This is a genomic window from Pseudomonas sp. NFACC45 (assembly GCF_900113505.1).
GTDB classification, from domain to species: domain Bacteria; phylum Pseudomonadota; class Gammaproteobacteria; order Pseudomonadales; family Pseudomonadaceae; genus Aquipseudomonas; species Aquipseudomonas tehranensis.
Map to the genome: position 1 here is coordinate 74,730 of NZ_FOPO01000004.1, position 23,303 is coordinate 98,032.

The window sequence follows — 23,303 nt, forward strand, 5'->3', positions numbered from 1 at the left end:
ATGCTCAAACTGACTGCATTCATGGCCGGTCTGGTGTTCGGCCTCGGTCTGCTCCTGGCGGGCATGGCCAATCCGAGCAAAGTCCTGGCGTTCCTGGATGTGAGCGGCACCTGGGACCCCTCCCTGGCGCTGGTGATGCTCGGCGCGATTGCTGTTGCGATCGGCCCGCTGACCTGGGCCCGCCGCCAGACCCGCTCGATACTGGGAAACCCGATGCAATTACCGCTCAAGCGTGAGCTGGACCCGCGCCTGATCGGCGGCAGCCTGCTGTTTGGCATCGGTTGGGGAATAGCCGGTATCTGTCCCGGGCCCGCCGTCGCGATCCTGCTCACCGGGCACTGGCAAGTCATCGTATTCGTGTTGGCCATGCTGGCTGGCATGTTGTTGTTCACCGCGCTGGAGAACCGGCGCACTCACTGATCGGGAGATCGTCATGAAAGCCAACATCGGAACCATCGACCGCAGTTTGCGTATTGCCGCGGGACTTGTCCTCATTGCGCTGAGCCTGAGCGGTGTGATCGGCTTGTGGGGCTGGATCGGCCTGGTGCCGCTGGCCACGGGGATTTTCCGTTTCTGCCCGGTCTATACCCTCCTGGGCATCAAGACCTGCAAACGCTGCTGAGACGGATGCTGCCGCGCCTGCTAATGACGGTACTGGCAGCCCTTACACTGGCTTGTTTTTTCACCGCAATTGGAGAGCACCGGCATGACGCATTCGCCTGCCAGTCAATATGACGTGGTCAGGGTCGCGTGATGGATAGCCATCCTGCGTGGGCGGCAGGGGAACTGATAGCGCTGTTCGTACTGCCTGAGGTAGTCGGTGATCTGGTGCACCGGTTTCCGTCCCGCCCTGCAGCATCTGGAGCCACTGGGTGTGCTCAACCCGCAAGGACGCGTGGACGTGGACAGGACTCATTCGATTCAAGAACCCAGGCTATGGCTGGTCGGCTATGGTGAATGGACCGGTGCGGCCTCCGCTACGCTGATTGGCGTAACACGCACGGCCCGCAGCACGGTTAGCGAAATCGCAGCATTTCTCGCCGATCCATCCGCGGCCCAAACGCTACCCGCCCGCGAAGAGCAAAGTTAAAGGCGGCCCATCTGCAACGTGGCGCGCAAACCTCCCTCGGGGCGATTCTCCAACCGGACCTGCCCGCCCAGCCGCTTGGTGATGGTCTGCACGATCGTCAAGCCCAACCCGGCCCCCTGATCGTTCCCGCGGCTGTAGAAGCGCTCGAAAAGCCGGTCCCGTTCGGCCTCGTCGATGCCTGGCCCCTGATCCTCGACCGCCAACTCGTAATGATCGCCCTGTCGGGCCAGCCGCACCGTGATCAAGCCATTGGCGGGAGAAAAGTTGGCCGCATTGGTCACCAGATTGTTCAAGGCAATATCGATGGACACCGGATCAATCTTCACCGGGCCAATGTCATCGCTGACGTCCAGGACCAGTTCAAGTCCTTTACTCAACAGCCAGGGAGTCATTTGACCCAGGCTTTCACGCACCGTGGCGGGCAGATCAATAACGCCGGGTGCAGGCACGCCAGATTGCGGTTCAAGACGTGCCATGGTGAGCAATTGATTGACCAGGCGCGTGGTGCGATCCACCCCGACAATCAGGTGTTGCAAGGACTCACGACGGCTCTGCTCGTTGCCCGCCTCCATCAGGTTCTGCGCATGAACCCTGAGCACCGCCAGGGGGGTGCGCATTTCATGGGCGGCGTCGGCAATAAAACGCCGCTCACGGCCCATCAACTCCTGAATCTGCGCCAGCACCCGATTGAGCGCCGCTTGCATGGGCTCAAGTTCGCTGGGCAGCGGCACCAGTTGCAGAGGCTCCAGTGAGCCCGGATGCCGCGCCCGCAACTTGGCCGCCATGTCGACCAGCGGCTTGAGCCCCCAGCCGATGGCCAACCAGATCACAGCGGCAAGCACCAGGCTGCCGATCAGATTAGGCACCACCGTGTGACGGACAATTCGATCGACCAGATCGGCCCGCACATCATCACGCTCTCCCACCCAGATTTTCAGGCCGTACTGTGTGTCATCCAGTACGAACGCCCGCCATATACGCTCCTTTTGGTCTATCACGTCGCTGAAGCCAGGAGCAATCGGCGGTGAGGTGAACGTCGGTGCACTGGAGGTGTGAACCAGCAACGCCCCTTTTGAATCCCAGACCTGAAAGGCGATCTTGCTTTCATAGGGATGACCATCGACTTTGGGAACCGCCGAGGCCAATGCCGAATTGAATGCCTGATACAACTGCGCATGTTCCTTGCTGGCCATGGGCATGCGCATGACACCCTGCAGCAGCCGGGCATTCTGGGCCAATTGGGCATCGTAGACTTCCGCGATTTCGTGGTTGCTGTCATGCAGATTGAATACGGTGATGATCAGCAGACCAACGAACAAAAGCCCCAGAATCAGCGTAAGGGTACGACGCCGGATCGAAGTCATCGGCGCTCCTCCACCAGATACCCGACGCCCCGAATGGTACGGATCAGGTCGGTGGAAAATTTCTTGCGCAGGTGGTGGATATGCACTTCCAGGGTGTTGCTCTCAGCCTCCTCATTCCAGCCGTAAAGCAATTGCATCAGGTGATCGCGCGTCATGACCCGGCCCGGCGGCGACAGCAACTCATGGAGCAACTGATACTCCTTGGGCGTCAACGCCACCGGGCTGCCCTGATAGCTGACCTGCTGGGTCCCCGGGTTGAGGCTGATGCCGGCATGCTCGATCAGCGCCTGGGCCCGACCGGCGCTGCGGCGCAACAAGGCCCGCAACCGGGCCTTGAGTTCCGCCAGATCAAAGGGCTTGATCAGGTAGTCGTCAGCCCCGGCATCGAGCCCGGCAATGCGATCTTCAGTCGCGTCCCGGGCGGTGAGAATCAGCACCGGCAGGTTGGAACCGCTGTCACGCAAGCGCCGCAACACCTGCAGGCCGTCCATCCGTGGCAGGCCCAGGTCAAGCACGGCCAAGTCAAAGGTTTCGCTGAGCAATGCGTGCAAGGCGCTGCTTCCGTCCTTCAACCAGTCAACGGTATAGCCTTCGCGGCTCAGGGCCTGATGGATGCCTTCGCCCAGGGCCACGTCATCCTCGATCAGTAATAGGCGCACGCACTCTCCCTCAGCCCAGTTTTTTGTTCAAATCCACCAGCAACGCTTCGATCTCTTTGCGACGTCCCGCGTCGGCGGTTTCCCGGCCGGGCCGCGGCGCTGCCTGCAAGGCTTTGTGCAGGGCAACCCGGGCCTCAGCGTAGCGCTTCTGACGGTAGAGGTGATCGCCCCAGAAGTACAGGCTGTCAATGCCGTTAGGGTTCAGTTGCAGCGCCTGCTGGAGTAATTGCTCGGCCTTGTCCGAGTCGCCAAACCCCAAGGGCCAACCGGGAACCCGGTCATAGAGTGCGCCGAGACTGGTGTAGGCCGACCCTTGCAAGGCTTTGGGATCCAGGGCCAGAGCCTGCTCCAGGTCGGCCTTGGCGTCCTTGACCTTGCCCAGCGCACCGATTCCGCCTGCGGCCCCTGCCCAACTGCTTTTGACAATGCCCGACCAGATCCATGCCTCGGCCACGGATTGACGTTGTTGCTTGAACGCCGATGCCTGGGCGGCGAGTTGTTCAAAAGCCTCGGCACGCTGCCCTTCAGGCACGTCATATTGGATATGCGCCCAGCTTTGCTGGATGCTTGTGAGACGCTGCTGGTCGGCGGCGTCCAAAGCCCAGGCGCTTTGAGCCAGGGCGCCGAACAGCAAACAGATCAGGATTTTTTTCATGGCTTGAGGTGCTCGTTCTCGGGTTTATGGCTCAGACGGCGAACCAGTGGCAGTTGCTTGCGCAGGCCACGGTCCACCAGATTGGGCAGCAGGCTGTTGAGGCCGACGAAGAACCGCTCGGGCCAGCCCAGATACAGCTCGCGACGGTCGCCGGTGATGGCCTGGATGACCGCCGACGCCACGGCGTGCGGGTCATCGACGTTGGCTTTGAGCGCCTGATTGAGGGCTTGGGCCGCCGGGCTGTTCATCGACGTGCGCGTAGCCCGGGGCGCCACGTAGAGCACGCCGACACGGGTGTCCGCCAACTCCCGGCGCAGGGCTTCGGAGAACCCGCGCAGGGCGAACTTGCTGGCGCAATAACTGGCGTAGCCTGGGTAGCCGATCGAGCCGTAGGTCGACCCGACATTCACCACCATGGCGCTGTCGGCCTGCTTGAGCAGCGGCAGCAACAGTTTGGTCAGGCAGATCGGCGCGCTGATGTTCAGCGCCAGCAGGGCGTCGACTTCGCTGTCCTCGAGTTGTTCGAGCAGGGCGAAGTGGTTGACACCGGCGGCATTGATCAGCAGGTTGAGGCCGCCCAGGGCCTCGGCTGCGGCCAGTACCTTGCGCCGATCACCCGCAACAGTCAGGTCTGCGCCTACCCAGCACATGTGCTGCGGGTAGCGCTCGAGCAAGGGTTCCAGCGCTTCTCGATGCCTGGCCACGGCCAGCACCCGAGCACCACTGGCGCATAGGGCCTGGGCGATGGCCAGGCCAATTCCGCCACTGGCACCGGTCAAGACGATCCGGGCGTCACACAGGCGCATGCTGATGCCCCTCGTCACGGGGCAGGCCCCGGAACATCTCGGTGTAGAGCCTATACACCACTTTGGAGGCGTGGATCACCGCCGCCTGGTCGGCAGGATCCTCCAGTTTGTTCATCAGGCTGCGATAGGTCTGCATGTGCTCGATATCCAGCGAGCCATGGGAGCTGAGGTAGCTGAAAGCGGTGGGCGGCAGTTCCAGGCGTTCACGAATGGCGTCGGCGGCGTGGGTCGCCAGGGCGATGCTGGTGCCTTCCAGCACATTGACCATGCCGAACAGCCCCACCGGGTTGCCCCGGGCGATCAGGTCATACAGGTAACTGACCATCAACTCGATAGCCTGCGACGGCTGACCGTCACGCACCGCATCCTTGTCACCTCCACACGCGGCGATGTCATCCAGCACCCATTGCTCGTGGCCGTATTCCTCGTCGATGTACTCGCACACGGCCTTGCGCAGCCATTCCAGGTGCGCAGGCAGACGTGCACCGCACGCCATCATCAACGGTACGGTGTGGCGCACGTGGTAGTAGGCCTGGATCAAAAACGCCCGGTAGCTGGCCAGGCTGACCTGGCCATCAAGGGCATCACGGATGATCGGCAGGTTGAACAGTGCCTGGCGTTCCTGATGGGTGGCTTCTTGCAGCGTGTCGAAAAAACTCATGACGGATATTCCTCGGACAGAACGGATTCACTGAACAACCCACGGTAATGCTCGACAATCGCTTCGCGGCGCGGTCGCCCGTTGGCGGTGAGCATGCCGTTGGTTGCGGTAAAGGGTTGCGCCAGTCGCGTCCAGTGGTGGACCCGAGCGTATTCAGGCAGCGCCGCGTTGGCCTTGCTCACAGCCAGCTCCAGCGCTTGATCAGAGCAGTCAGCGCGGGCGGGCCACAGCAATGCCTGGTTGTGCGGCAAGGCTTCGCCATAGACGAAGGCCTGGGCGATGGTGCCGCCCTGGGTAAGTTCGGCTTCGACCCATTCGGGATTGACGTTGCGACCGAAGCTGGTCACGAACTGATGCTTCTTGCGGCCACGCAGGTACAGGAACCCCTCTGCGTCGAACTCCCCCAAATCGCCGCTGGGCCACCATTCGTCGGTAGGCAGAGGCTCCCCCAGGTATCCGAGCAAGGTCGAGCCCTTGATCAGCACTTCGCCGTCTTCGGCCAGGCGAACCTGCACATGGGGCAACGGCTGACCGACACTGCCGGCGCGGTGGGCCTGTGGCCGGTTGAGGCACACCACCGAAGCGCATTCCGACAGCCCGTAGCCTTCAAATACCGGCAGGCCGGCACGCTGGGCCCGTTGCAAAAGATCGCCGGATACCCGCGCACCGCCCACGGCGGCGAATCGCAACGCGTGCGGGTAGAACGCTTTCTGCTCGGCGGCCGTGACCAGCATCAGCAACAATTGTGGAACCAGAATCAGACTCTGCGCCCGGCGCTCGGTCAGGCACGCCAACAGGCGTGTCGGGTCGGCGCCACTGGCACCCTGGATGCCCAGGGCTTTCTGACCAGGCAGGCTGAGCATCGCCCCGGCATACAGCGCCGCATAGCAACCGAGGTTTTCCAGAAGGACCGCCAGGGGCAGCAGCGCCAGGTGATGCCTCGCGTTGACCGGCTGGCTGGCCTGCTCCAGTTCACGGGCGACCCGCAACAGACCGTCAGCGCTGAGGCAGACACCTTTTGGCGTACCGGTGGTGCCTGAGGTAAAGGTCAGTTTGGCGGTGCCCGCCGGCAAGCGGCTCGGTCCGGCAAAATCTTTCTGCCAGAACTCGCCGCTGTGGCGGTAACCCGCAGCCTGGAGTTCGGCTGCCAACCCGGGCTCGGCAATCACCCGCTGCGCCTGGCTCTGCTCCAGACAGTGCAGGCGTTGAGCCGGACTGAAAAAACCTGGCAGGATGACGCAGGCCAGGCCTTCGAACAAAGCGGCCAGGTCCCACAGCATGGCTTCGACCCCGTTATCCAGGGCCAGGGCAACCACCTTGATGTGTTCCTCACGCAAGCGTTGCTGGCGGTACACCACTTCGGAGTAAAGCGTGGCGTAGTCCAGCCGCAAGTTATCGCCCCACAGCGCCACGGCGTAGCCCTTGTGTTGGGCATGCTCACGCAGGGTGAGTTTGAAGCGCTCCACTTCAGGCAACATGGCTCACCTCCCCGCAGGTCTGTGAAAAGCCCAGGCGATCGAACAGACCAGCATCGCGCAGATGAACGAAGCCGGCGCGGATGTTACCGACGTGAACCCATGGCTGACTCTCGTAGTAGCTGCCCCAGAGGTGCCGCTCTTCCCCCAGGCGCTGCGGGTCGGCCGGGCACAGGGTGACGGGCTTGAGGCCAAGGCGATGGAAACTGTTGACCAGGCCGATATTGCCGGTGAAGGCCACCCACTCCAGCCCGCCCATCGCCAACAGATAGGTGATTGCGATGATGCTCAGGCGAGCACTGCCGGTGTCACTGGCGGCCAGATTGCCGACTTCGACAATACCGCCGCGATCCACCGCGCAGTCTGCGTCGGCCTTGATCAACGGCTCGATGGGATCGTCCAGGTAACGTTCGAGAAACAGCGGCCCCTGCGCGGCCAGACGCACGCCTGCCACGGCGCAGAGCTTACCGTCGGCATCGTCGAGCCCGAACAGTTCAGGCATGAAGTGACGAATCTCGGCGCCGTGGGCCTGGCGAAAACGCTGGCGGATGAAGGTTTCGAACTCATCCCGCCGGGGCTCTTCCGGCAGGGCTCGATGCAAGTGACGAACCGCTCGGCCGGCATTACCGAAAGCCAGCGGCAGATGGAGGTTCCAGTCAGAATCGGGCATGGCTCAACGTTCTCCCTTGGGTATTGGGAGAAAGTATCGAGGCCCTTTCTTAACGAAGTCTGAAGGTAGCTAAAGATCGACCGCCGGATTGGCGTGGCGAGGCAACCCTATGGAAATCAAAGCGGCGAGCAGCACGAATGCGCTGGATATCCATAAGCACGCCCCCAGTCCATACGTTTGATAGACCCAGCCGGAGAGCACCGTTCCGAGCAGTCGCCCCATGGCGTTGGACATGTAGTAGAAACCCACATCCAGCGACACGCCGTCTTCCTTGGCATAGGACACAATCAAGTAGCTGTGCAGCGACGAGTTCACCGCGAACAGCACCCCAAAGACCATGAGCCCACCCAGCAGCACCGCCTGGGGTGACAACCCGTTATCGAGCCCAAGTGCGATGGCCGCCGGCAGGCCCGCCAGGGCCAGTGCCCACACAAACGCCGCGCGACCATCCGGTACGTGCCCACGTTTCTTGCCGGTGATGCTGGGCGCAAAGGACTGCACGATGCCATAGCCGATCACCCAGGCTGCCAGGAAGCCGCCGACCTTCCAGAAGTCCCAACCAAAAACACTGCTCAGGTACACCGGCAAGGCCACCACGAACCAGACATCGCGGGCACCGAACAGGAACATCCGCGCCGCTGACAGGATGTTGATCGCCTTGCTCTTGGACAGGATGTCGCGAAACCTGGGTTTGGCTTTCGCTTTGCCCAGGTCCTTTTTCAACAGCATCAGGCTACCGATCCAGATCAGCGCGAGCACGCCGGCCATCGCCAGCAGCGAACCTTTGAAACCGATCAGCGCCAACAACGCTCCACCGAGGAAAAAGCCCACGCCCTTGAGGGCATTCTTGGAGCCGGTGAGGATCGCCACCCACTTGTACAGCTTGCCCTGCTGCCCATCGGGCACCAACAGCTTGATCGAGCTTTTCGCGCTCATCTTGTTCAGGTCTTTGGCGATCCCGGACAACGCCTGAGCGCCCATTACCCAGGGAATGCTCAGCCAGGCTAGCGGAACCGTCAGCATCAACAGCGCCACGACTTGCATGCCCAAACCAATGTTCATGGTTCGGTTCAAACCTAGCCGGGCACCAAGGTAGCCGCCCACCAGATTGGTGATTACGCCAAAAATCTCATAGAACAAAAACAGCGCGGCGATTTGCAACGGGCTGTAGCCCAACGCATGGAAGTGCAGCACCACCAACATGCGCAAGGCACCATCGGTGAGGGTGAAGGCCCAGTAATTGCCGGTGACCAGCAGGTACTGCCGCACTGGCGGAGAGAGGGCTGACAACGCTTTCATGATCGCCCCTCAGACTGCCCGACCGACCATCCGGGCCAGTTCCACGGTGCGGTTGGCATAGCCCCACTCGTTGTCGTACCAGGCATAGAGTTTGACCTGGGTGCCGTTGATGACCATGGTCGATAGCGCATCGATGATCGATGAGCGCGGGTCGGTGCGGTAGTCGATGGACACCAGCGGACGCTCTTCAAAACCGAGGATGTCTTTGAGCTCATTCTCGGAAGCGTCCTTGAGGAGCTGATTGACCTCCTCGACAGTGGTGGCCCGCTCGACTTCAAAGACACAGTCAGTCAACGAAGCGTTGGCCAGTGGCACACGCACGGCGTGGCCATTCAGGCGCCCGCGCAGTTCCGGGAAGATTTCCGCGATAGCGGTGGCTGAACCGGTGCTGGTTGGAATCAGGCTCATGCCCGAAGCACGCGCTCGACGCAGATCCTTGTGGGGCTGATCGAGGATGCTTTGGGTGTTGGTCAGGTCATGAATCGTGGTAATCGAACCGTGACGAATACCCAGCTTCTCGTGGATGACTTTCACCACCGGTGCCAGGCAGTTGGTGGTGCAGGAAGCGGCGGTGACGATCGAATGAACATCGGGTGTGAACAGCTGATGATTGACGCCCATGACGATATTCAATGCGCCCTTTTCCTTCACGGGAGCGCTGACCACCACACGTTTAACGCCTTGGTCGAGATAGCCCTGAAGTACGGCGACCGTTTTCATCTTGCCACTGGCCTCGATCACCAGATCGCAACCCGACCAGTCCGTGTCGGCAATCGCTTTGTTGGCGGTTACCTTGATGCGTTTGCTGTCGATGACGATGCTGTCGCCCTCGGCGTCGGCCTGATAATTCCAGCGGCCATGTACCGAGTCGAAGTTCAGCAGGTGCGCGTGGGTCGCCGCATCACCTGCCGGGTCGTTGATCTGCACGAACTCGAACTCTGGCCAATGCCAGGCGGCGCGCAATGCCAGGCGACCGATGCGTCCAAAACCGTTGATGCCCACTTTGATAGTCATGTAGTTGTGCTCTGTATCGGGTGTCTGGGGAGTTCGACATCAGGTCGAACCAGGCGATGGTTTGACTCAGATGGAGCGCTGATTGACCCGGTTCATCAATTCTTGCGCCGACTCCTTGCGTTCGGAATAGCGGTCGACCAGGTAATCCTGGCGGTCGCGAAGCAGCAGCGTGAACTTCACCAACTCCTCCATCACATCCACGACGCGGTCGTAGAACGGTGAAGCTTTCATCCGGCCGTTGTCGTCGAATTCCATATAGGCCTTCGGCACGGAGGATTGGTTTGGGATGGTGAACATGCGCATCCAGCGTCCCAGCACGCGCAGTTGATTGACCACGTTGAACGACTGCGAGCCACCGCACACCTGCATGACGGCGAGGGTTTTGCCCTGGGTCGGACGGACCGCGCCCATGGCCAGCGGCACCCAATCAATCTGCGCTTTGAACACCGCGCTCATTGAACCGTGGCGTTCCGGCGAGCACCAGACCTGGCCTTCAGACCACTGCATCAGCTCGCGCAGTTCCTGAACCCGGGGATGATCGACCGGTGCGTCATCGGGTAGCGGCAAACCCGACGGATTGAAAATCCGCGCTTCGGCGCCGAAGTGCTCCAGTAACCGAGCGGCCTCCTCTACCATCAGGCGACTGAAGGAGCGTTCACGGGTGGATCCGTACAACAGCAGAATGCGCGGTTTGTGCAGGGAGGTTTTCTCAATGCCCAGCTTGTCGGCCGATGGGAGATCAGCCAGCTCGGTGTTCAGTTGGGGGATTGGCTCATCAAACATAGTCTTTGTCCTGCGCAACGGCGCTCGTAGGGTCATCAAACCCGCGGTGCATGATCATTGCTCCCGGGTTACAGCGTGCCGATCAGGGCCAGCTCTGCCCTGAGCTGTTCAGCACCCAGTTGGGGAAGCGGCAGTGCCAGAAAGGCTTCAATACGGGTTCTGATCTGCTCCAGGGTGGCTTCGAAAGCCGCCTCGATCTCTTCTTGAGTACCGCGGTACTCCGAAGGATCAGCCAGCCCCCAATGGGCTTTTGTCGCCGGACCGAAGAACACCGGACAGGCTTCACCGGCGGCTTTATCACACACCGTGATCACGAAATCAGGCGCCAGTTCTGCATGAGCATCACTGGACTTACTGAACAGGCCATCGGTGCTAATGCCTGCTTGTTCCAACGTTCTGAGGCTCAGCGGATGCACTTCTCCCTTCGGCTGACTTCCGGCGCTGTAGGCTTTCATCCCTTGGGGGGCCAAATGATTGAAAAGCGCTTCACAGAGGATACTGCGACAGCTATTGGCAGTGCAGAGAAACAGGATTTTCATCGGCTCGTCTCGTAGTCGAAGGCGGGATCAGGCGGTTGTGCTTTCACAACAAGCGATTGCCCGCTCAGGACGGTCACCCATGTCATCCAGTCGCCTGGCATCAGGGCTTAACCAGTGCTTGTTGGTTTCAAGTACCACGGTCAATACCTGAAGCACCCAGTCAGGCAGGTTGGGGTGCAGTCGGTAATAGACCCATTGCCCCTGCCGACGGTCCGACAGCAACCCGCACGTGCGTAACTGCGCCAAGTGCCTGGAGACTTTCGGCTGACTCTCGTTCAACGCGCACGTCAGCTCACAGACGCACAACTCCCCCTCTCGGGTGATGAGCAGCATCATGCGTACACGGTTGTCGTCGGCCAGGCATTTGAAAACAGTGGTTGGGGTCAGGTGGTCAGCCATTTCAGTTCTCAGTGTTTGGTTTTCACCAAGACAAACATCTTGATGCGATCATGAATCTCGTGAAGCGTGTGACGGAACGCATCGGGCTTGGTGCTGGTGACCGGATCCTCGAAGCTCCAGGCCATGGTCTCGCCTGCGCCGGGGAGCGACTGGCATTCCGAAGCGGCTTTATCACACAAGGTGATGACGTAATCGAAACGCTCCCCCCGGAACTCATCAATCGATTTGCTCCGTAACCCGTCCGTACTGACCCCCAGATGCGCCAGGGCTTCGAAGGTGCGAGGGTCGACCTCAGTGGGTGCAGTACCGGCGCTGAATGCCTCGAAATGCTCCGAATCCGTGTGCCTGAGCAGCGCCTGAGCTAACTGGGAACGAGCAGCGTTGGCGGTGCAGACGAAGAGTACGCTGGCTTTGCCAATCATGATGAAGCCTCATCAAATATTCGGAAAGTCGAATATATGATTATCCGAATACAAGATAAAGCTTCCACTGCTTATTTTCCTATGAAAAGCGACGTTTACAGCGAGATAGAGATAGAATCCTCTTAGAAGAATTTGCTGAAAAAGATCGCCCCAGGCTCAGGAATATATGATTTTTTATATATAGGGTTCTCCATCCACAACCTGCGCCCACTGATCCACAGAGAAGAGGTTTGAGCATGAGCACCACCCAGCCAATCGGCTTTTTCGAGCGTTACCTGTCGGTTTGGGTCGCACTGTGTATCGCGGCGGGAGTCGGGTTGGGCAGTCTGTTCCCACAGCTGTTCCAGACCATGGCCGGTTATGAATACGGCTCGGTCAATTTCATTGTCGCGGGGCTGATCTGGCTGATGGTCTACCCGATGATGGTGTCGGTGGACTTCTCCAGCCTCAAGCGCATTCACGAACGGCCCAAGGGGCTGGTCATCACCCTGGTGGTCAACTGGTTGATCAAACCGTTCACCATGGCGGGGCTGGGGGTGTTGTTCTTTCATTATTTCTTTATCGACCTGATCGATCCCCGTGATGCCGGCCAGTACATCGCCGGCTTGATCCTGCTCGGTGCCGCGCCGTGTACCGCCATGGTGTTCGTCTGGTCGCAGCTGACTCGCGGTGATGCCACCTACACCCTGGTTCAGGTGGCGCTGAATGACGTGATCATGATCTTCGCCTTCGCGCCGCTGGTGGCGCTGTTGCTCGGCGTGACTGACATTGAGGTGCCTTGGGCAACCCTGATCCTTTCGGTCGGGCTGTATGTGTTGATCCCACTGATTGCCGGGGTACTCACCCGCCTGAAGCTCAGTGCTTCGGCGCAAAACATCGGCGAGGCCGAGTATGCGGTCAAGCGTTTCAACGCCCGGGTCAAACCCCTGTCGATCCTCGGCCTGCTGGGCACCGTGGTGCTGCTGTTCGGATTTCAGGGACAGATCATTCTGGATAAGCCACTGCTGATTGCCTTGATTGCCGTGCCCTTGCTGCTCCAGTCCTATGGCATTTTCGCGATTGCTTACACGGCGGCGCGACTATGGAAAGTCCCGTTCAATGTGGCGGCCCCCTGCGCCCTGATCGGTACCTCGAATTTCTTCGAGCTGGCGGTGGCGGTGGCGATCGGTTTGTTCGGCCTCAACTCCGGGGCGGCTCTGGTCACCGTCGTCGGGGTGCTGGTGGAAGTACCGGTGATGCTGTCGCTGGTGGCCTTCGCCAACCGGACCCAGGCCTGGTTCCCGAAAGAAAGCGTAGAAATGACGCCAACCGCCTCGCCCGCCTCTGTTTCAGAAGAACATCCTCTTGTTTAAGAGGGTGTTGATCGGCGCTTTACATGTGCATACTCATGCACATATAGTCGACGCATGACTACAACACTCACCCGAGCCCAAGCCATCGAGGCCGCTATCGAATCGCTGGATGGCGCCTTCTTCAAAGCCCTGTGCGAGCCGCCGCGAGTCGCCGTGCTGAAGCGCGTCATGCAGTTAGGCCGAGCCGATGTCACCGAAATTGCGGCGCAGTTGCCTCAGGAGCGTTCGGTGGTGTCCCGCCATCTGCAGGTGCTGCTGGATGCCGGTATCGTTCGCGCCTCGAAGGTCGGCCGACAGGTGTTCTACGAGGTGGATGGCCCAGCCATTATCCAGCGTCTGGAAGACATCCTGCACCACACCAAGAGCATCACCCCCTTGTGCTGCCCCGGCAGATCGAGCTGATTTTATTTATCCAAAAACGTGTATAGGTGCGCACATATGAACCAAATAAATCAGCCAGTCGATGTTGTTGTGATCGGTGCTGGCCAGGCAGGGCTGGCCAGCGGTTGGCATTTGAAACGCCAAGGCCTCAGTTTCCTCATCCTCGACGAGCAACTGCAACCGGGCGGGAACTGGCGCAACTACTACGACAGCCTTGAACTGTTCTCGCCTGCGGCCTACTCCTCTCTACCGGGAATGCCGTTCCCCGCAGTTCCAGGCCACTACCCTGCTCGCGACGAAGTGGTGCACTACCTCGAGAAATATGCCGAGCTCTTTGAGCTACCGATCCTCCAGGGGGTTCGGGCCACGCGGGTAGATCGGGTGAACGGGGGGTTCCAGATAACTGCCGCCAGCGGACAACACTTTCTGGCCAGAGCGGTGGTCGTCGCATCGGGAGCCTTCAGCCGCCCCTACACACCCGATATTCCCGGGCTCGGAAGCTTCAACGGCACTCAACTCCACAGTGCCGACTATCGAAACAACCAGCCCTTCGATGGACAACGCATCGTCGTGATTGGCGCCGCAAACTCTGCCGTACAGATCGCTTACGATTTGGCCAAAGTGGCAACGGTGACGCTGGCAACACGCGAGACGATTCGGTTCGTACCCCAACGCATATTGGGGGCAGACTTTCATACCTGGTTGAAATGGACAGGCCTGGAGAAAACCCGCTGGTTGAACGACCAAAGCACACCGGTACTGGACGACGGCACCTACAGCAAGGCACTCAAAGCCGGCGATTTCAATCAAGCGGCCATGTTCACTCAGGTCACCTCAACCGGTATTGTTTGGCCCGATGGCCAGCATGAAACCGTTGATAGCCTGGTGTTTGCCACCGGTTTTCGTCCGAACCTGGCATTTCTCGAAAGCCTGCCAGTGCTGGACGAACGAGGTTGGGTGCGGCAGCGTGACGGACGAGCCACGCATGTCCCCGGCTTGTACTTTGTGGGTTTGCCTAAACAACGCAACTTTGCTTCGGCAACCCTCAGGGGCGTAGGGCCAGATGCCGAACACATACTCCGGCATTTACTGAACCACCTCCGCGCTCCGGCATGAAACCAGGCTTTCAAGGCGACACCGGCAAAGGCATCGCCGCAGGTCACCTCAACTCTTTTTCGAACCCGCCTTCATCAGCACCAAGACTCCGATAATGGCAGACAGTGTGGAGCCCAGCAGCACGCCGACTTTAACTTCATCGACCAGATGGGGCGCAGTGGGGAACGCCAGCGCACCGATAAAGAGGCTCATGGTGAAGCCGATTCCGCACAAAAGCGCCACGCCATACATCTGAGACCACTTCGCCCCGTGAGGCATCTTGGCCAGACCGAAACGAATGGCCAGCGCCGCCAGACCGAACACCCCGATCTGTTTGCCCACCAACAGCCCCATCGCCACCCCCATCGGTACGGGATCGATCAGATTATTCGGGGAAATACCGGCAAGGGATACGCCGGCATTGGCGAAACCAAAGATGGGCACCACCGCGAAAGCCACCCACGGATGCATCTTTTCTTCGAGGTAGAGAAGCGGCGACCACCCTCCTTCGTTGGAATCACCGAGCGGAATACACAAGGCCAGGATGACGCCGGCCAAGGTCGCATGGATGCCGGATTGAAGCATGAAGTACCAGAGCAGTGCGCCTGCGATCAAATAGGGGAACAGCCTCTTCACCCCGCAGCGGTTGAGTACCACCAAAAGAGCAGTCACGCCCAGCGACGCCAGCAACATGTTGACGGACAAATCGCTGGTGTAGAACAGCGCGATGATAAGGACCGCCCCGAGGTCATCCAGAATCGCCAGCGCCGACAAAAAGATCTTCAGGGAAATCGGCACACGCTTGCCCAGCAGCGACAGCACGCCCAAGGCAAATGCGATATCCGTTGCCGTGGGAATCGCCCAGCCACCCAGGGTTTGCGCATTGCCCCAGTTGACCGCGACGTAAATCAGGCCAGGGACCAGCATGCCGCCCAGCGCGGCAAAACCTGGAAGCGCGCGTTGACTCCAGCGCGACAACTGGCCTTCAAGCATTTCGCGCTTGATCTCAAGGCCGACCAATAAAAAGAACAGAGCCATCAGGCCATCATTGATCCAGTGCCCGACCGAAAGCCCGAGGGCTTTGACGTGCAGTGCGGAGAAGTACACCTCTGACCAGGGCGAATTGGCTACGATGAGCGCGGCCAGGGCGGAGGCCATCAGGGCCAGACCGCCAGCTGATTCAGCGGCGAAAAAACGGGAGAGGAAAGCCATGGCGGAAGGTGACTCACTTTTATTATTCAGGCGCAACGGTTCCGGGCTCATAGGCACAGCGACTCCGCGCTGGCGGCCCGACCTGCGCTTGATTAAACCTGCCCTGCCGCGTTTGCGGTGACACCCTTGCACGGCATTCTATACAAAAGGTACTGCTCGATGGGAGGCGGTTTTCCAATTAAGCCCTTTAGCGCTTATCCCGTAGTAAAGTGCATGCCACTGATATGAGAACCCACTTTGAGACACCTGAAGTGCCCAAGGTCCGGTTTGAAAGGCTCCGCGCACCACGTCCCCGTCAGCAGCAACGGTAACAACATGATCGAAATCACCGAAGTCTCCATCGCCCAATTACGCGCAGCACTCGAATCCGGCCAGACGACAGCCGTCGAGCTGGTCCAGGCCTATCTTGCCAGGATCGATGCCTACGACGGCGCCGACACGTCCACCGCCCTGAACGCCGTTGTCGTTCGCAATCCCGATGCCCTGAAGGAAGCACAGGCGTCCGATGAACGGCGGGCCAAGGGTCAGCTCCTGGGTCCGCTTGATGGCATTCCCTATACCGCCAAGGACAGTTATCTGGTGAAGGGGCTCACGGCCGCTTCTGGCAGTCCGGCGTTCGCGAGCCTGGTCGCCTATCGCGATGCGTTCACCATCGAACGGCTTCGCGCCGCCGGGGCGATCTGCCTGGGCAAGACCAATATGCCGCCCATGGCCAACGGCGGCATGCAACGCGGAGTGTATGGCCGCGCGGAAAGCCCCTACAACGGCGAATACCTCACCGCGCCTTTCGCATCCGGCTCTTCAAACGGTGCGGGTACTGCGACGGCGGCCAGTTTCGCCGCATTCGGCCTTGCCGAAGAAACCTGGTCGAGCGGCCGAGGCCCGGCATCGAACAACGGCCTGTGCGCCTATACGCCTTCGCGCGGGGTGATCTCGGTGCGCGGCAACTGGCCATTGACCCCGACAATGGACGTTGTCGTGCCCTATGCCAGGACGATGGCGGACCTGCTGGAAGTGCTGGACGTCGTGGTGGCGCATGACCCTGACACTCGCGGCGATCTGTGGCGCATGCAGCCCTGGGTACCCCTCCCGAGTGTCGACTCGGTGCGCCCCGCCTCGTATCCCGGCCTTGCCGCCGACGCAGGCGCACTCGCGGGTGTCCGTTTCGGCGTTCCGCGTATGTACATCAACGCCGATCCCGATGCGGGCACGGCGCAAGCACCCGGCATTGGCGGGCCGACGGGGCAGCGAATCAACACTCGCGCCTCGGTGATCGCCCTGTGGGAAGAAGCTCGCAAGGCGCTCCTGGCCTGTGGTGCGCAGGTGGTCGAGGTCGATTTCCCGCTGGTCTCCAATTGCGAGGGAGATCGTCCGGGCGCGCCGACGGTTTTCACCCGAGGCCTGGTATCCAAGGAGTTCCTGCACCATGAGTTGTGGGACCTGTCGGCCTGGGCGTTCGATGATTTTCTGCGGGCCAACGGTGATCCGAAACTCAATCGTCTGGCCGATGTTGACGGGCCGCTGATATTCCCCCACGACCCTGGCACCCTGCCCAACCGTGAGGACGATCTTGCCGCCGGCATGGACGAATACGTGCGGATGGCCGAGCGCGGCATTACCCCCTGGGACCAGATTCCCACCCTGGCGGACGGACTGCGGGGACTTGAACAGACCCGCCGCATCGATCTTGAAGACTGGATGGACCGGCTTGGGCTCGATGCGGTGATATTCCCGACAGTCGCCGACGTCGGCCCTGCAGACGCCGATGTCAATCCGGCCTCCGCCGATATCGCCTGGAGCAACGGGGTCTGGGTCGCCAATGGCAACCTGGCCATCCGGCACCTGGGCGTGCCCACCGTCACGGTGCCGATGGGCGTGATGGCGGACATCGGCATGCCCGTGGGGCTGACGTTTGCCGGACGTGCCTATGACGATTCGACGCTGTTGCGCCTGGCTTCGGCGTTTGAGTCGACAGGGTCGAAACGGGTGATCCCGCCCCGGACGCCGCCGTTGTCGGGGGCGACAGCGACAGATAAGCGTGGCGCAGGCCGCCCCTAAAGCCGGAAGTGCTGCTGCATGGCATGCGAGAGCAGGTTCACCGCTTCATCGGCGTGTGATGCCTGCGATCGCATGAATACCACCTCATGCTCTGGAACCACCGGCAAGCTGTCGAGAATCTGCATCTTGTCCGTCACCCGGGCACGGTCTATCAGACTGATCGCCAAACCGGCCTCCACACACGCTTTGACGGCTTGAGTGGAGGGGCTTTCCAGGACGATGCGCGACTTGCGTGCGCATTGCCTGAGCGCCTCGATCATGGCTTGTCGATAAGGACACTGCGCAGCATGCACGGCCAGTGGCAGCGGCTGCGTCGAGGCAATCACGCTATTGATCGGGCCGACCCAAACAGGCGACGTGGAGGTTAACAGCAGAGACTCTGTGCCCGGCTGCGCCTTCGGCCGGGCAATCACCGCAGCCTGAAGTTTCCCCCGCTGCACCTGATCACGCAGCGCATAGCTTGGCGCTGTCCTGAGCTCCAGGACCACATTCGGCCAGCCGGCTGCGAAGGTCGGGAGGATGTCGCGGATGACATGGTCCGCGTATTCATCCGGCACACCCAAGGTGATGCGCCCCGCCAGGCGGGTCCCCTGCAAGTCGGCCAACACCCGGTCATGGGTGCTCAGCAACTCCGTGGTAGACGATAACAAGCGTTTGCCCAAAGCAGTCAGGGACACCGCCTGATTGTCACGGTTGAGCAAGCGTCCGCCGGCTACCGCCTCCAGCCGCTGTATATGCACGCTCACCGCCGCCGGGCTTTTGTGCAACTGCTGCGCCGCCGCGCTGAATTTCCCTATGCGCGCCACTGCATGAAAAGTCCGTATCAGTTCAATATCGAGTATGGCCGGCATGATTCAACCTTCGTGAACAACTGCTGCACTATATTTTGATTTATTAGATTAGCCTGCTTTCGTAGCCTATGGGCATGAACCCATATCGATCGATCTCATGCCCTTCCCCTATCCAAACCGGTCTGGCACCGGGCGGTCCCCCTGGTCCTGCTTGAAGCGGCACTGCTGCTGACCTGGAGCTCCGGGTTCGTTGGCGCGCGCTTCTCGATTGACTACGCCCCTGCATTGCTGGTGGTGTTCTGGCGCTGCGTCGTGGTCACGCTCATTCTGTTTCCCTTCGTCGCCAGGGCACTGGCTCGAACCTCGCCTGCGGTGCTTCTGAAAAACGCCGGCATTGGCCTACTGGCCATGGCGGGCTATCTGGCGGGCATTACCCAAGGTATTGCCCTGGGCGTACCTACGGGGCTTGCCGCTCTATTCGCCGATTTGCTGCCCATGGGGCTGGCACTGTTGGCCGCTGGCGTACTGGGACAGCGACTGGCCTGGCGAGTCTGGGCAGGCCTGGTCATCGGCCTGGCCGGTGCCGCGCTGGTGACCCACGGCGCGCTCGCCTGGGGCGATGCGCCCTTGTGGGCTTATGCCCTGCCGCTGCTTGGCATGCTCTCGCTGGCCGTCGCGACATTGTGGCAAAAGCATCTCCCGGCGTCGCAGTCGCTGGGCCTGCTTCCCAACCTGTGGTTGCAATGCTGCGTTTCAGGGATCGCCTTCGCCTTGCTCGAAGGTGTACAAGGCAGCCTCGCGCCGATACCCAGCGCAGGTTTCGCCTTGAGCGTGCTGTGGACGGCGGGCTTGTCGACGATCGGCGGATATGGGCTCTACTGGCTATGCCTGCGCCGGGCGACAGCCACCCGGGTCGCCAGCGTGCTGTACCTCAGCCCACCCGTGACGATGCTGTGGGCCTGGGCCATGTTCAACGAACCCCTTTCCTGGCAAATGCTGTCGGGCATGGCGGTGTCCGGAATCGGTATCTGGCTGGTGGTGCGCACCGAAGCCAGGCAGACCGCAAGGGTGGCGTAGGCCCCCTATTCGCGCCCGGAGCGCAAACAGCCGCCAAGTCAGTCGCTACCCGACGCGGTGATCGATGTCAGCCTTCACTCTCCAACGCCCCCTCCAGCCACGCAATCAGTGCGCTGACTTCAGCGCGATCTCCTGCGTACGAACTTCTGAAAACGGATATCGCATCGGGCAAGGGAATACTTTGTGCGCAAGGCCTTACCAAGGCCCCACTTTCAATCAACCTCGCGGCGGTCCGGCGCCACCCCAGTGCAATTCCATGGCCCTCGACCGCCGCCTGAAGCATCAAGGGGTAGCTGTCAAACACAGCGCCTTGAGAATTGACCTTCGCTGCCTGCCCAAACGCCTGTAGCCAACCCTCCCACTGCAGCCAGTGGGGTGGCATGGCGTGGTGATGCAAAAGTGTGTGATGCAGAAGGTCCGCGACCGGTAGTGACTCCTGGACATTGAGGTAACCAGGACTGCACACCGGAAACACTTCATCGGTCGCGGTAAACACCAGAACATGCGCACCACTGGGGCGCCCCGTGCTTTGCAAGGCCACGTCAAAATGCTCACTGAATTCAGTCAGCGGTCGGGTCGACGTGACCACCTGGATTTCGATCTCAGGGTATTGCTGGTGGAATGATGAAAGGCGCGGCATCAGCCAGTAGAACGCCTCGCACAATTGGCACAGCAGAACGACCCGGTGCTTGCCGGGCGCCTGGCGAAGGGTCTCGGCGACATCGCTGATACTGCGCAAGGCGCTGCTCACCACACGCCCTAGCTCGCGTCCTTCCTGGGTGAGAAACACGGCGCGGTTGCGCCGACTGAAGAGCTTTAGCCCAAGATTCTCTTCAAGTCCCCGTATCTGCCGACTGATCGCCGCTTGGGTAATGTGCAGCTCCTCGGCGGCCTTGGAAAAACTCTCCAGCCGCGCCGCCGCTTCAAAGGGCAACAAACTGGCGAGCGGCGGTAAAGACTTTCCAAGCGTATTCATAATCACCGGTAATGCATCCGTGGCCGAGAACTCGTTTGTAGCATAGCGCTGACGCTGTGCAACATGAGCTGAATGTCCCGCGGAGAGGCCTGATGCCCAGGAGTAACTCAAACACCACCGCAGGCGTGGCCCTCGCCGTCGTCGCCACGCTGAGTTGGGCCTTGAATTTCATTGCGCCCTACGTCACCGGGGCCTATTCGATCTACGACTTGATGATCGTTCGGTTTCTGATCGCCGGGACGCTGGGTGCAGGGGTCATGGTGTTCTATCGCGCCCGGCTCCGATTCCTGAGCCGCGAACAGCAGCTTCTGGGCGCAAGCCTGGGCGTTATCGGATACCTCGGATACAGCACCTGCATTGCCGCCGGGGTGATTTATGCAGGACCGGTACTGACCCCTGCGCTTATTGGCATGGTGCCGCTTCTACAGGCCGTACTCGGCAATGCCACGAGCAGAACCATCGAATGGCGCAAACTCGCGATACCACTGGCGTTGATGACAGGCGGGCTGTTGCTGTTGAACGTTGGCAGCATCAATCACCTCCCGACCGGCGACGGCGCCTGGCTCAAGGGGCTGTTCTTTTCAATCAGCGCTGTTGTCCTGTGGCTCGTATTCGCCGCGTTGAATCAAAGGGGCCTGGAAAAACTCGCGGTCAATGCATCAGGGGCCTGGACCGGCCTGATGATGGCAGGCGCGGGACTGGGCACCTTGATCGCATTACCCGCCATACTGGCGCTTGATCTACTGAAACTGCCAAGTCTGGGCTTCAGCCTTTCCCTCGCTGGGCATGTGTATGCCTGGGGGGTCTTTATCGCGCTGATGTCCTCTGTCGTCGGCGCCTGGGCGTGGAATGCCGCGTCCCGTCGCCTGCCCATGGTCCTTAGCGGGCAACTGATATCCCTGGAGTCACTCTTCGCGACGGTACTGGGCCTGATGTTTCATCAGCGACTACCGACACTTTGGGAAACCTCAGGGCTTGCCGGTGTTCTTGTCGGCGTGGTTGTGGCCGTTCGTATCATCCTGACAACCAGCGAATCGAACGCCCGCGCCCAGCACAATGAGAACATCGCCAAGCGTAGCGGATGATGCATCTTTCACTGACTATCGTTTCTTGCCAGACTCACTGGGTCCACTGACCGCAAGGATAGCCACCATGATTTCCCACGTTTTTTTAGGCATAGCCGACTATGACCGTGCGCTCGTTTTCTACTCAAAGATAATGGCCGGGCTGGGCCTTATGCTGAAATTCAGCGACGCCAGCAAGGGTTGGGCCGGCTGGATTTCTGAAGGCTCACCTCGCCCCATCTTCGTGATTGGAAAACCCTTTGACGGCAACCCCTGCACGCCCGGCAACGGTCAGATGGTGGCGTTGCTTGCTCCCAGCCGGGATATGGTTAGAGCCAGCCACGCAACCGCACTGGCCTTGGGTGGAACGTGTGAGGGTGCGCCTGGATTGAGGCCCCATTACCATCCCGACTACTACGGTGCCTATTTTCGTGACCTCGATGGCAACAAGCTGTGTGTTTGCTGCCATGATCCGCAGGGTTAGACGTCCACGGCATTGCGGGGTTTGCCGTCTACCGGCTGACACAAATTGGCCGCAAGTGCTTCCAGCAAAGCACTGACCTTGGGAAGCTGCTCACGGCTTTTCTGCCAGAGCAGGTTGATCAACATTCCGTCGGTTGCCAGATGGGCAAGCACCTCAATCAACGTGCCCTCCTCAAGCTGGCGCTGGATCAACCATGAAGGTAATTGGGCAATACCGCATCCGGCCGATACCGCAGCAACCAGCCCTTCGCCGTCCCCCACGACCAGCGCTGGCGACACCTGTTTTCTTATCGTCTCGCCGGGACGCTCACCGGCAAAATTCCACGGACTGAGCTTGCCGTCCGGCCAGCCGTAAGCGATGCACTGGTGATGTTCCAGATCGCGATCGGTCATGGGGACGCCATGCTTGGCCAAGTACACGGGTGAAGCACAGAAGACATGCCATTCACGGCCCAGATAACGATGGCCCAGCGTGTCAGGCCAAACCTGTGAACCACCAATAGTGACGACGATATCCACGCCTTCCTGGAGGGGGTCGATGAAACGATCCGTGAACGAGATGTGCGGCACCAACCGCGGATAGTCCTGGATACACCGCAAGATGATGGGCAGCACTTGCGAGCGACCAAAGGCGGCTGGAAGGTCAAGTCGAACCCTGCCCTGTGGCTCGGCGTCTTCAGCACGCAGCGACAGCTCAGCCTCTTCCAGGTCTGCAAGCACCCCCGTGCAGGTGCGATAAAACGCAGTCCCGGCGTCCGTCAGCGATACCCGCCGAGTGGTTCGATCAAACAATCGAGCCCCAAGACGGCTCTCCAGACGGGCGACGCTTTTGCTGATGGCCGAGCCCGTGAGGCTCATCCGCTCTGCGGCGTCCTTGAAACTGCCAGACTCGGCGACGCAGACAAATACATCGATCCCCTTCAATCGCTCGGAGGAAAACATAGGCGCCTTATATTGATGAACTGAATTCAACTGACA

At 60.4% G+C, this 23,303-nt stretch carries 25 protein-coding genes and 2 pseudogenes; 10 read left to right on the forward strand and 17 right to left on the reverse strand.

The genetic code is table 11. The features are described from left to right. The 3 genes and pseudogenes from BM132_RS08425 to BM132_RS08435 all read left to right on the forward strand — a co-directional run. Entirely contained in the window at window positions 1-420 is a 420-nt protein-coding gene (locus BM132_RS08425; protein WP_092396677.1) for a DUF6691 family protein, read from the forward strand. A gap of 13 nt (window positions 421-433) precedes the next feature. Then, the gene (locus BM132_RS08430; RefSeq protein WP_092396675.1) at window positions 434-622 is read left to right on the forward strand and encodes a YgaP family membrane protein; all 189 of its coding nucleotides are present in this window, start codon (window positions 434-436) and stop codon (window positions 620-622) included. A 198-nt stretch (window positions 623-820) separates the two neighbouring features. After that, window positions 821-1,090: pseudogene (locus tag BM132_RS08435) on the forward strand (pyridine nucleotide-disulfide oxidoreductase); the annotation flags it as partial. Here the strand turns inward: BM132_RS08435 and BM132_RS08440 are convergent. From BM132_RS08440 to BM132_RS08500, 13 genes are all read right to left on the reverse strand, one after another. After that, complete coding sequence (locus tag BM132_RS08440; protein ID WP_092454570.1) at window positions 1,087-2,454, reverse strand: sensor histidine kinase; 1,368 nt, start codon at window positions 2,452-2,454, stop codon at window positions 1,087-1,089. The pseudogene BM132_RS08435 and the gene BM132_RS08440 sit on opposite strands and share 4 nt — an antisense overlap. Further along, window positions 2,451-3,113: a response regulator gene (locus BM132_RS08445; protein ID WP_092454572.1), complete on the reverse strand. Its 663-nt coding sequence runs from the start codon at window positions 3,111-3,113 to the stop codon at window positions 2,451-2,453. Before BM132_RS08445 ends, BM132_RS08440 begins: the two co-directional genes overlap by 4 nt. Window positions 3,114-3,123: 10 nt before the next feature. Next, entirely contained in the window at window positions 3,124-3,768 is a 645-nt protein-coding gene (locus BM132_RS08450; RefSeq protein WP_092454573.1) for a tetratricopeptide repeat protein, read from the reverse strand. Beyond that, window positions 3,765-4,574 (reverse strand): SDR family oxidoreductase, encoded by an 810-nt coding sequence (locus BM132_RS08455; protein WP_092454575.1) that lies wholly within the window; start codon window positions 4,572-4,574, stop codon window positions 3,765-3,767. Before BM132_RS08455 ends, BM132_RS08450 begins: the two co-directional genes overlap by 4 nt. Then, the gene (locus BM132_RS08460; RefSeq protein ID WP_092454577.1) at window positions 4,561-5,235 is read right to left on the reverse strand and encodes an iron-containing redox enzyme family protein; all 675 of its coding nucleotides are present in this window, start codon (window positions 5,233-5,235) and stop codon (window positions 4,561-4,563) included. Before BM132_RS08460 ends, BM132_RS08455 begins: the two co-directional genes overlap by 14 nt. Then, the gene (locus BM132_RS08465) at window positions 5,232-6,713 is read right to left on the reverse strand and encodes an AMP-binding protein (RefSeq protein ID WP_092454579.1); all 1,482 of its coding nucleotides are present in this window, start codon (window positions 6,711-6,713) and stop codon (window positions 5,232-5,234) included. Before BM132_RS08465 ends, BM132_RS08460 begins: the two co-directional genes overlap by 4 nt. Next, on the reverse strand, window positions 6,703-7,380 hold the full coding sequence (locus BM132_RS08470; protein ID WP_092454581.1) for a thermostable hemolysin: 678 nt from the start codon (window positions 7,378-7,380) through the stop codon (window positions 6,703-6,705). The genes BM132_RS08465 and BM132_RS08470 overlap by 11 nt, the downstream gene beginning before the upstream one ends. A gap of 69 nt (window positions 7,381-7,449) precedes the next feature. Then, window positions 7,450-8,679, reverse strand: coding sequence for an organoarsenical effux MFS transporter ArsJ (gene arsJ / locus BM132_RS08475; RefSeq protein WP_092454583.1), 1,230 nt, complete (start codon window positions 8,677-8,679; stop codon window positions 7,450-7,452). A gap of 9 nt (window positions 8,680-8,688) precedes the next feature. Beyond that, complete coding sequence (locus BM132_RS08480) at window positions 8,689-9,693, reverse strand: ArsJ-associated glyceraldehyde-3-phosphate dehydrogenase (protein WP_092454585.1); 1,005 nt, start codon at window positions 9,691-9,693, stop codon at window positions 8,689-8,691. A 66-nt stretch (window positions 9,694-9,759) separates the two neighbouring features. Next, entirely contained in the window at window positions 9,760-10,476 is a 717-nt protein-coding gene (gene arsH / locus BM132_RS08485; RefSeq protein ID WP_092454587.1) for an arsenical resistance protein ArsH, read from the reverse strand. A gap of 68 nt (window positions 10,477-10,544) precedes the next feature. Then, the gene (locus BM132_RS08490; RefSeq protein ID WP_092454589.1) at window positions 10,545-11,015 is read right to left on the reverse strand and encodes an arsenate reductase ArsC; all 471 of its coding nucleotides are present in this window, start codon (window positions 11,013-11,015) and stop codon (window positions 10,545-10,547) included. 27 nt (window positions 11,016-11,042) lie between these two features. After that, window positions 11,043-11,414, reverse strand: coding sequence for a metalloregulator ArsR/SmtB family transcription factor (locus BM132_RS08495; protein WP_092396653.1), 372 nt, complete (start codon window positions 11,412-11,414; stop codon window positions 11,043-11,045). An 8-nt stretch (window positions 11,415-11,422) separates the two neighbouring features. After that, window positions 11,423-11,836, reverse strand: a complete 414-nt coding sequence (locus BM132_RS08500; RefSeq protein WP_092454591.1) for an arsenate reductase ArsC — start codon at window positions 11,834-11,836, stop codon at window positions 11,423-11,425. 236 nt (window positions 11,837-12,072) lie between these two features. Here BM132_RS08500 and arsB point away from each other — a divergent pair, with 236 nt between their 5' ends. The 3 genes from arsB to BM132_RS08515 are packed head-to-tail and all read left to right on the forward strand — an operon-like array spanning window position 12,073 to window position 14,685. Further along, window positions 12,073-13,188: an ACR3 family arsenite efflux transporter gene (gene arsB, locus BM132_RS08505; RefSeq protein WP_092454593.1), complete on the forward strand. Its 1,116-nt coding sequence runs from the start codon at window positions 12,073-12,075 to the stop codon at window positions 13,186-13,188. Window positions 13,189-13,242: 54 nt separating this feature from the next. Beyond that, window positions 13,243-13,590 carry an ArsR/SmtB family transcription factor gene (locus tag BM132_RS08510; RefSeq protein ID WP_092396647.1) on the forward strand — a complete coding sequence of 116 codons (348 nt, stop codon included), beginning with the start codon at window positions 13,243-13,245 and terminating at the stop codon, window positions 13,588-13,590. Between the two features lie 36 nt (window positions 13,591-13,626). After that, a complete protein-coding gene (locus BM132_RS08515; protein ID WP_092454595.1) occupies window positions 13,627-14,685 on the forward strand; it encodes an NAD(P)-binding domain-containing protein in 1,059 nt (352 codons plus the stop codon). Between the two features lie 48 nt (window positions 14,686-14,733). On the opposite strand, the gene nhaA is transcribed toward BM132_RS08515, so the two are convergent. Beyond that, window positions 14,734-15,927 (reverse strand): Na+/H+ antiporter NhaA, encoded by a 1,194-nt coding sequence (nhaA, locus tag BM132_RS08520; RefSeq protein ID WP_092396643.1) that lies wholly within the window; start codon window positions 15,925-15,927, stop codon window positions 14,734-14,736. 264 nt (window positions 15,928-16,191) lie between these two features. Between nhaA and BM132_RS08525 the strand changes: the two genes are divergently transcribed. Beyond that, the gene (locus BM132_RS08525; protein ID WP_092454597.1) at window positions 16,192-17,934 is read left to right on the forward strand and encodes an amidase; all 1,743 of its coding nucleotides are present in this window, start codon (window positions 16,192-16,194) and stop codon (window positions 17,932-17,934) included. Here BM132_RS08525 and BM132_RS08530 read toward each other — a convergent pair. Then, window positions 17,931-18,785: a LysR family transcriptional regulator gene (locus tag BM132_RS08530; protein WP_092454600.1), complete on the reverse strand. Its 855-nt coding sequence runs from the start codon at window positions 18,783-18,785 to the stop codon at window positions 17,931-17,933. The two genes, BM132_RS08525 and BM132_RS08530, sit on opposite strands and share 4 nt — an antisense overlap. Before the next feature lie 74 nt (window positions 18,786-18,859). On the opposite strand from BM132_RS08530, the pseudogene BM132_RS08535 reads away from it, so the two are divergent. Then, window positions 18,860-19,802: pseudogene (locus BM132_RS08535) on the forward strand (DMT family transporter). A gap of 67 nt (window positions 19,803-19,869) precedes the next feature. Here the strand turns inward: BM132_RS08535 and BM132_RS08540 are convergent. Further along, complete coding sequence (locus tag BM132_RS08540; RefSeq protein WP_092454604.1) at window positions 19,870-20,778, reverse strand: LysR substrate-binding domain-containing protein; 909 nt, start codon at window positions 20,776-20,778, stop codon at window positions 19,870-19,872. A 92-nt stretch (window positions 20,779-20,870) separates the two neighbouring features. Between BM132_RS08540 and BM132_RS08545 the strand changes: the two genes are divergently transcribed. Both BM132_RS08545 and BM132_RS08550 read left to right on the forward strand, forming a co-directional pair. After that, window positions 20,871-21,863, forward strand: coding sequence for a DMT family transporter (locus BM132_RS08545; protein ID WP_092454606.1), 993 nt, complete (start codon window positions 20,871-20,873; stop codon window positions 21,861-21,863). Between the two features lie 67 nt (window positions 21,864-21,930). Further along, window positions 21,931-22,326, forward strand: a complete 396-nt coding sequence (locus tag BM132_RS08550) for a VOC family protein (RefSeq protein ID WP_092454608.1) — start codon at window positions 21,931-21,933, stop codon at window positions 22,324-22,326. Here the strand turns inward: BM132_RS08550 and BM132_RS08555 are convergent. After that, window positions 22,323-23,267: a LysR family transcriptional regulator gene (locus BM132_RS08555; RefSeq protein ID WP_092454610.1), complete on the reverse strand. Its 945-nt coding sequence runs from the start codon at window positions 23,265-23,267 to the stop codon at window positions 22,323-22,325. The two genes, BM132_RS08550 and BM132_RS08555, sit on opposite strands and share 4 nt — an antisense overlap. Window positions 23,268-23,303 lie beyond the last annotated feature (36 nt).

Coding starts and splice junctions, on each gene's coding strand:
- BM132_RS08425 (WP_092396677.1), top strand. CDS start 1: ATGCTCAAACTGACTGCATTCATGGCCGGTCTGGTGTTCGGCCTCGGT.
- BM132_RS08430 (WP_092396675.1), top strand. CDS start 434: ATGAAAGCCAACATCGGAACCATCGACCGCAGTTTGCGTATTGCCGCG.
- BM132_RS08440 (WP_092454570.1), bottom strand. CDS start 2,454: ATGACTTCGATCCGGCGTCGTACCCTTACGCTGATTCTGGGGCTTTTG.
- BM132_RS08450 (WP_092454573.1), bottom strand. CDS start 3,768: ATGAAAAAAATCCTGATCTGTTTGCTGTTCGGCGCCCTGGCTCAAAGC.
- BM132_RS08455 (WP_092454575.1), bottom strand. CDS start 4,574: ATGCGCCTGTGTGACGCCCGGATCGTCTTGACCGGTGCCAGTGGCGGA.
- BM132_RS08460 (WP_092454577.1), bottom strand. CDS start 5,235: ATGAGTTTTTTCGACACGCTGCAAGAAGCCACCCATCAGGAACGCCAG.
- BM132_RS08465 (WP_092454579.1), bottom strand. CDS start 6,713: ATGTTGCCTGAAGTGGAGCGCTTCAAACTCACCCTGCGTGAGCATGCC.
- BM132_RS08470 (WP_092454581.1), bottom strand. CDS start 7,380: ATGCCCGATTCTGACTGGAACCTCCATCTGCCGCTGGCTTTCGGTAAT.
- arsJ (WP_092454583.1), bottom strand. CDS start 8,679: ATGAAAGCGTTGTCAGCCCTCTCTCCGCCAGTGCGGCAGTACCTGCTG.
- BM132_RS08480 (WP_092454585.1), bottom strand. CDS start 9,693: ATGACTATCAAAGTGGGCATCAACGGTTTTGGACGCATCGGTCGCCTG.
- arsH (WP_092454587.1), bottom strand. CDS start 10,476: ATGTTTGATGAGCCAATCCCCCAACTGAACACCGAGCTGGCTGATCTC.
- BM132_RS08490 (WP_092454589.1), bottom strand. CDS start 11,015: ATGAAAATCCTGTTTCTCTGCACTGCCAATAGCTGTCGCAGTATCCTC.
- BM132_RS08495 (WP_092396653.1), bottom strand. CDS start 11,414: ATGGCTGACCACCTGACCCCAACCACTGTTTTCAAATGCCTGGCCGAC.
- BM132_RS08500 (WP_092454591.1), bottom strand. CDS start 11,836: ATGATTGGCAAAGCCAGCGTACTCTTCGTCTGCACCGCCAACGCTGCT.
- arsB (WP_092454593.1), top strand. CDS start 12,073: ATGAGCACCACCCAGCCAATCGGCTTTTTCGAGCGTTACCTGTCGGTT.
- BM132_RS08510 (WP_092396647.1), top strand. CDS start 13,243: ATGACTACAACACTCACCCGAGCCCAAGCCATCGAGGCCGCTATCGAA.
- BM132_RS08515 (WP_092454595.1), top strand. CDS start 13,627: ATGAACCAAATAAATCAGCCAGTCGATGTTGTTGTGATCGGTGCTGGC.
- nhaA (WP_092396643.1), bottom strand. CDS start 15,927: ATGAGCCCGGAACCGTTGCGCCTGAATAATAAAAGTGAGTCACCTTCC.
- BM132_RS08525 (WP_092454597.1), top strand. CDS start 16,192: ATGATCGAAATCACCGAAGTCTCCATCGCCCAATTACGCGCAGCACTC.
- BM132_RS08530 (WP_092454600.1), bottom strand. CDS start 18,785: ATGCCGGCCATACTCGATATTGAACTGATACGGACTTTTCATGCAGTG.
- BM132_RS08540 (WP_092454604.1), bottom strand. CDS start 20,778: ATGAATACGCTTGGAAAGTCTTTACCGCCGCTCGCCAGTTTGTTGCCC.
- BM132_RS08545 (WP_092454606.1), top strand. CDS start 20,871: ATGCCCAGGAGTAACTCAAACACCACCGCAGGCGTGGCCCTCGCCGTC.
- BM132_RS08550 (WP_092454608.1), top strand. CDS start 21,931: ATGATTTCCCACGTTTTTTTAGGCATAGCCGACTATGACCGTGCGCTC.
- BM132_RS08555 (WP_092454610.1), bottom strand. CDS start 23,267: ATGTTTTCCTCCGAGCGATTGAAGGGGATCGATGTATTTGTCTGCGTC.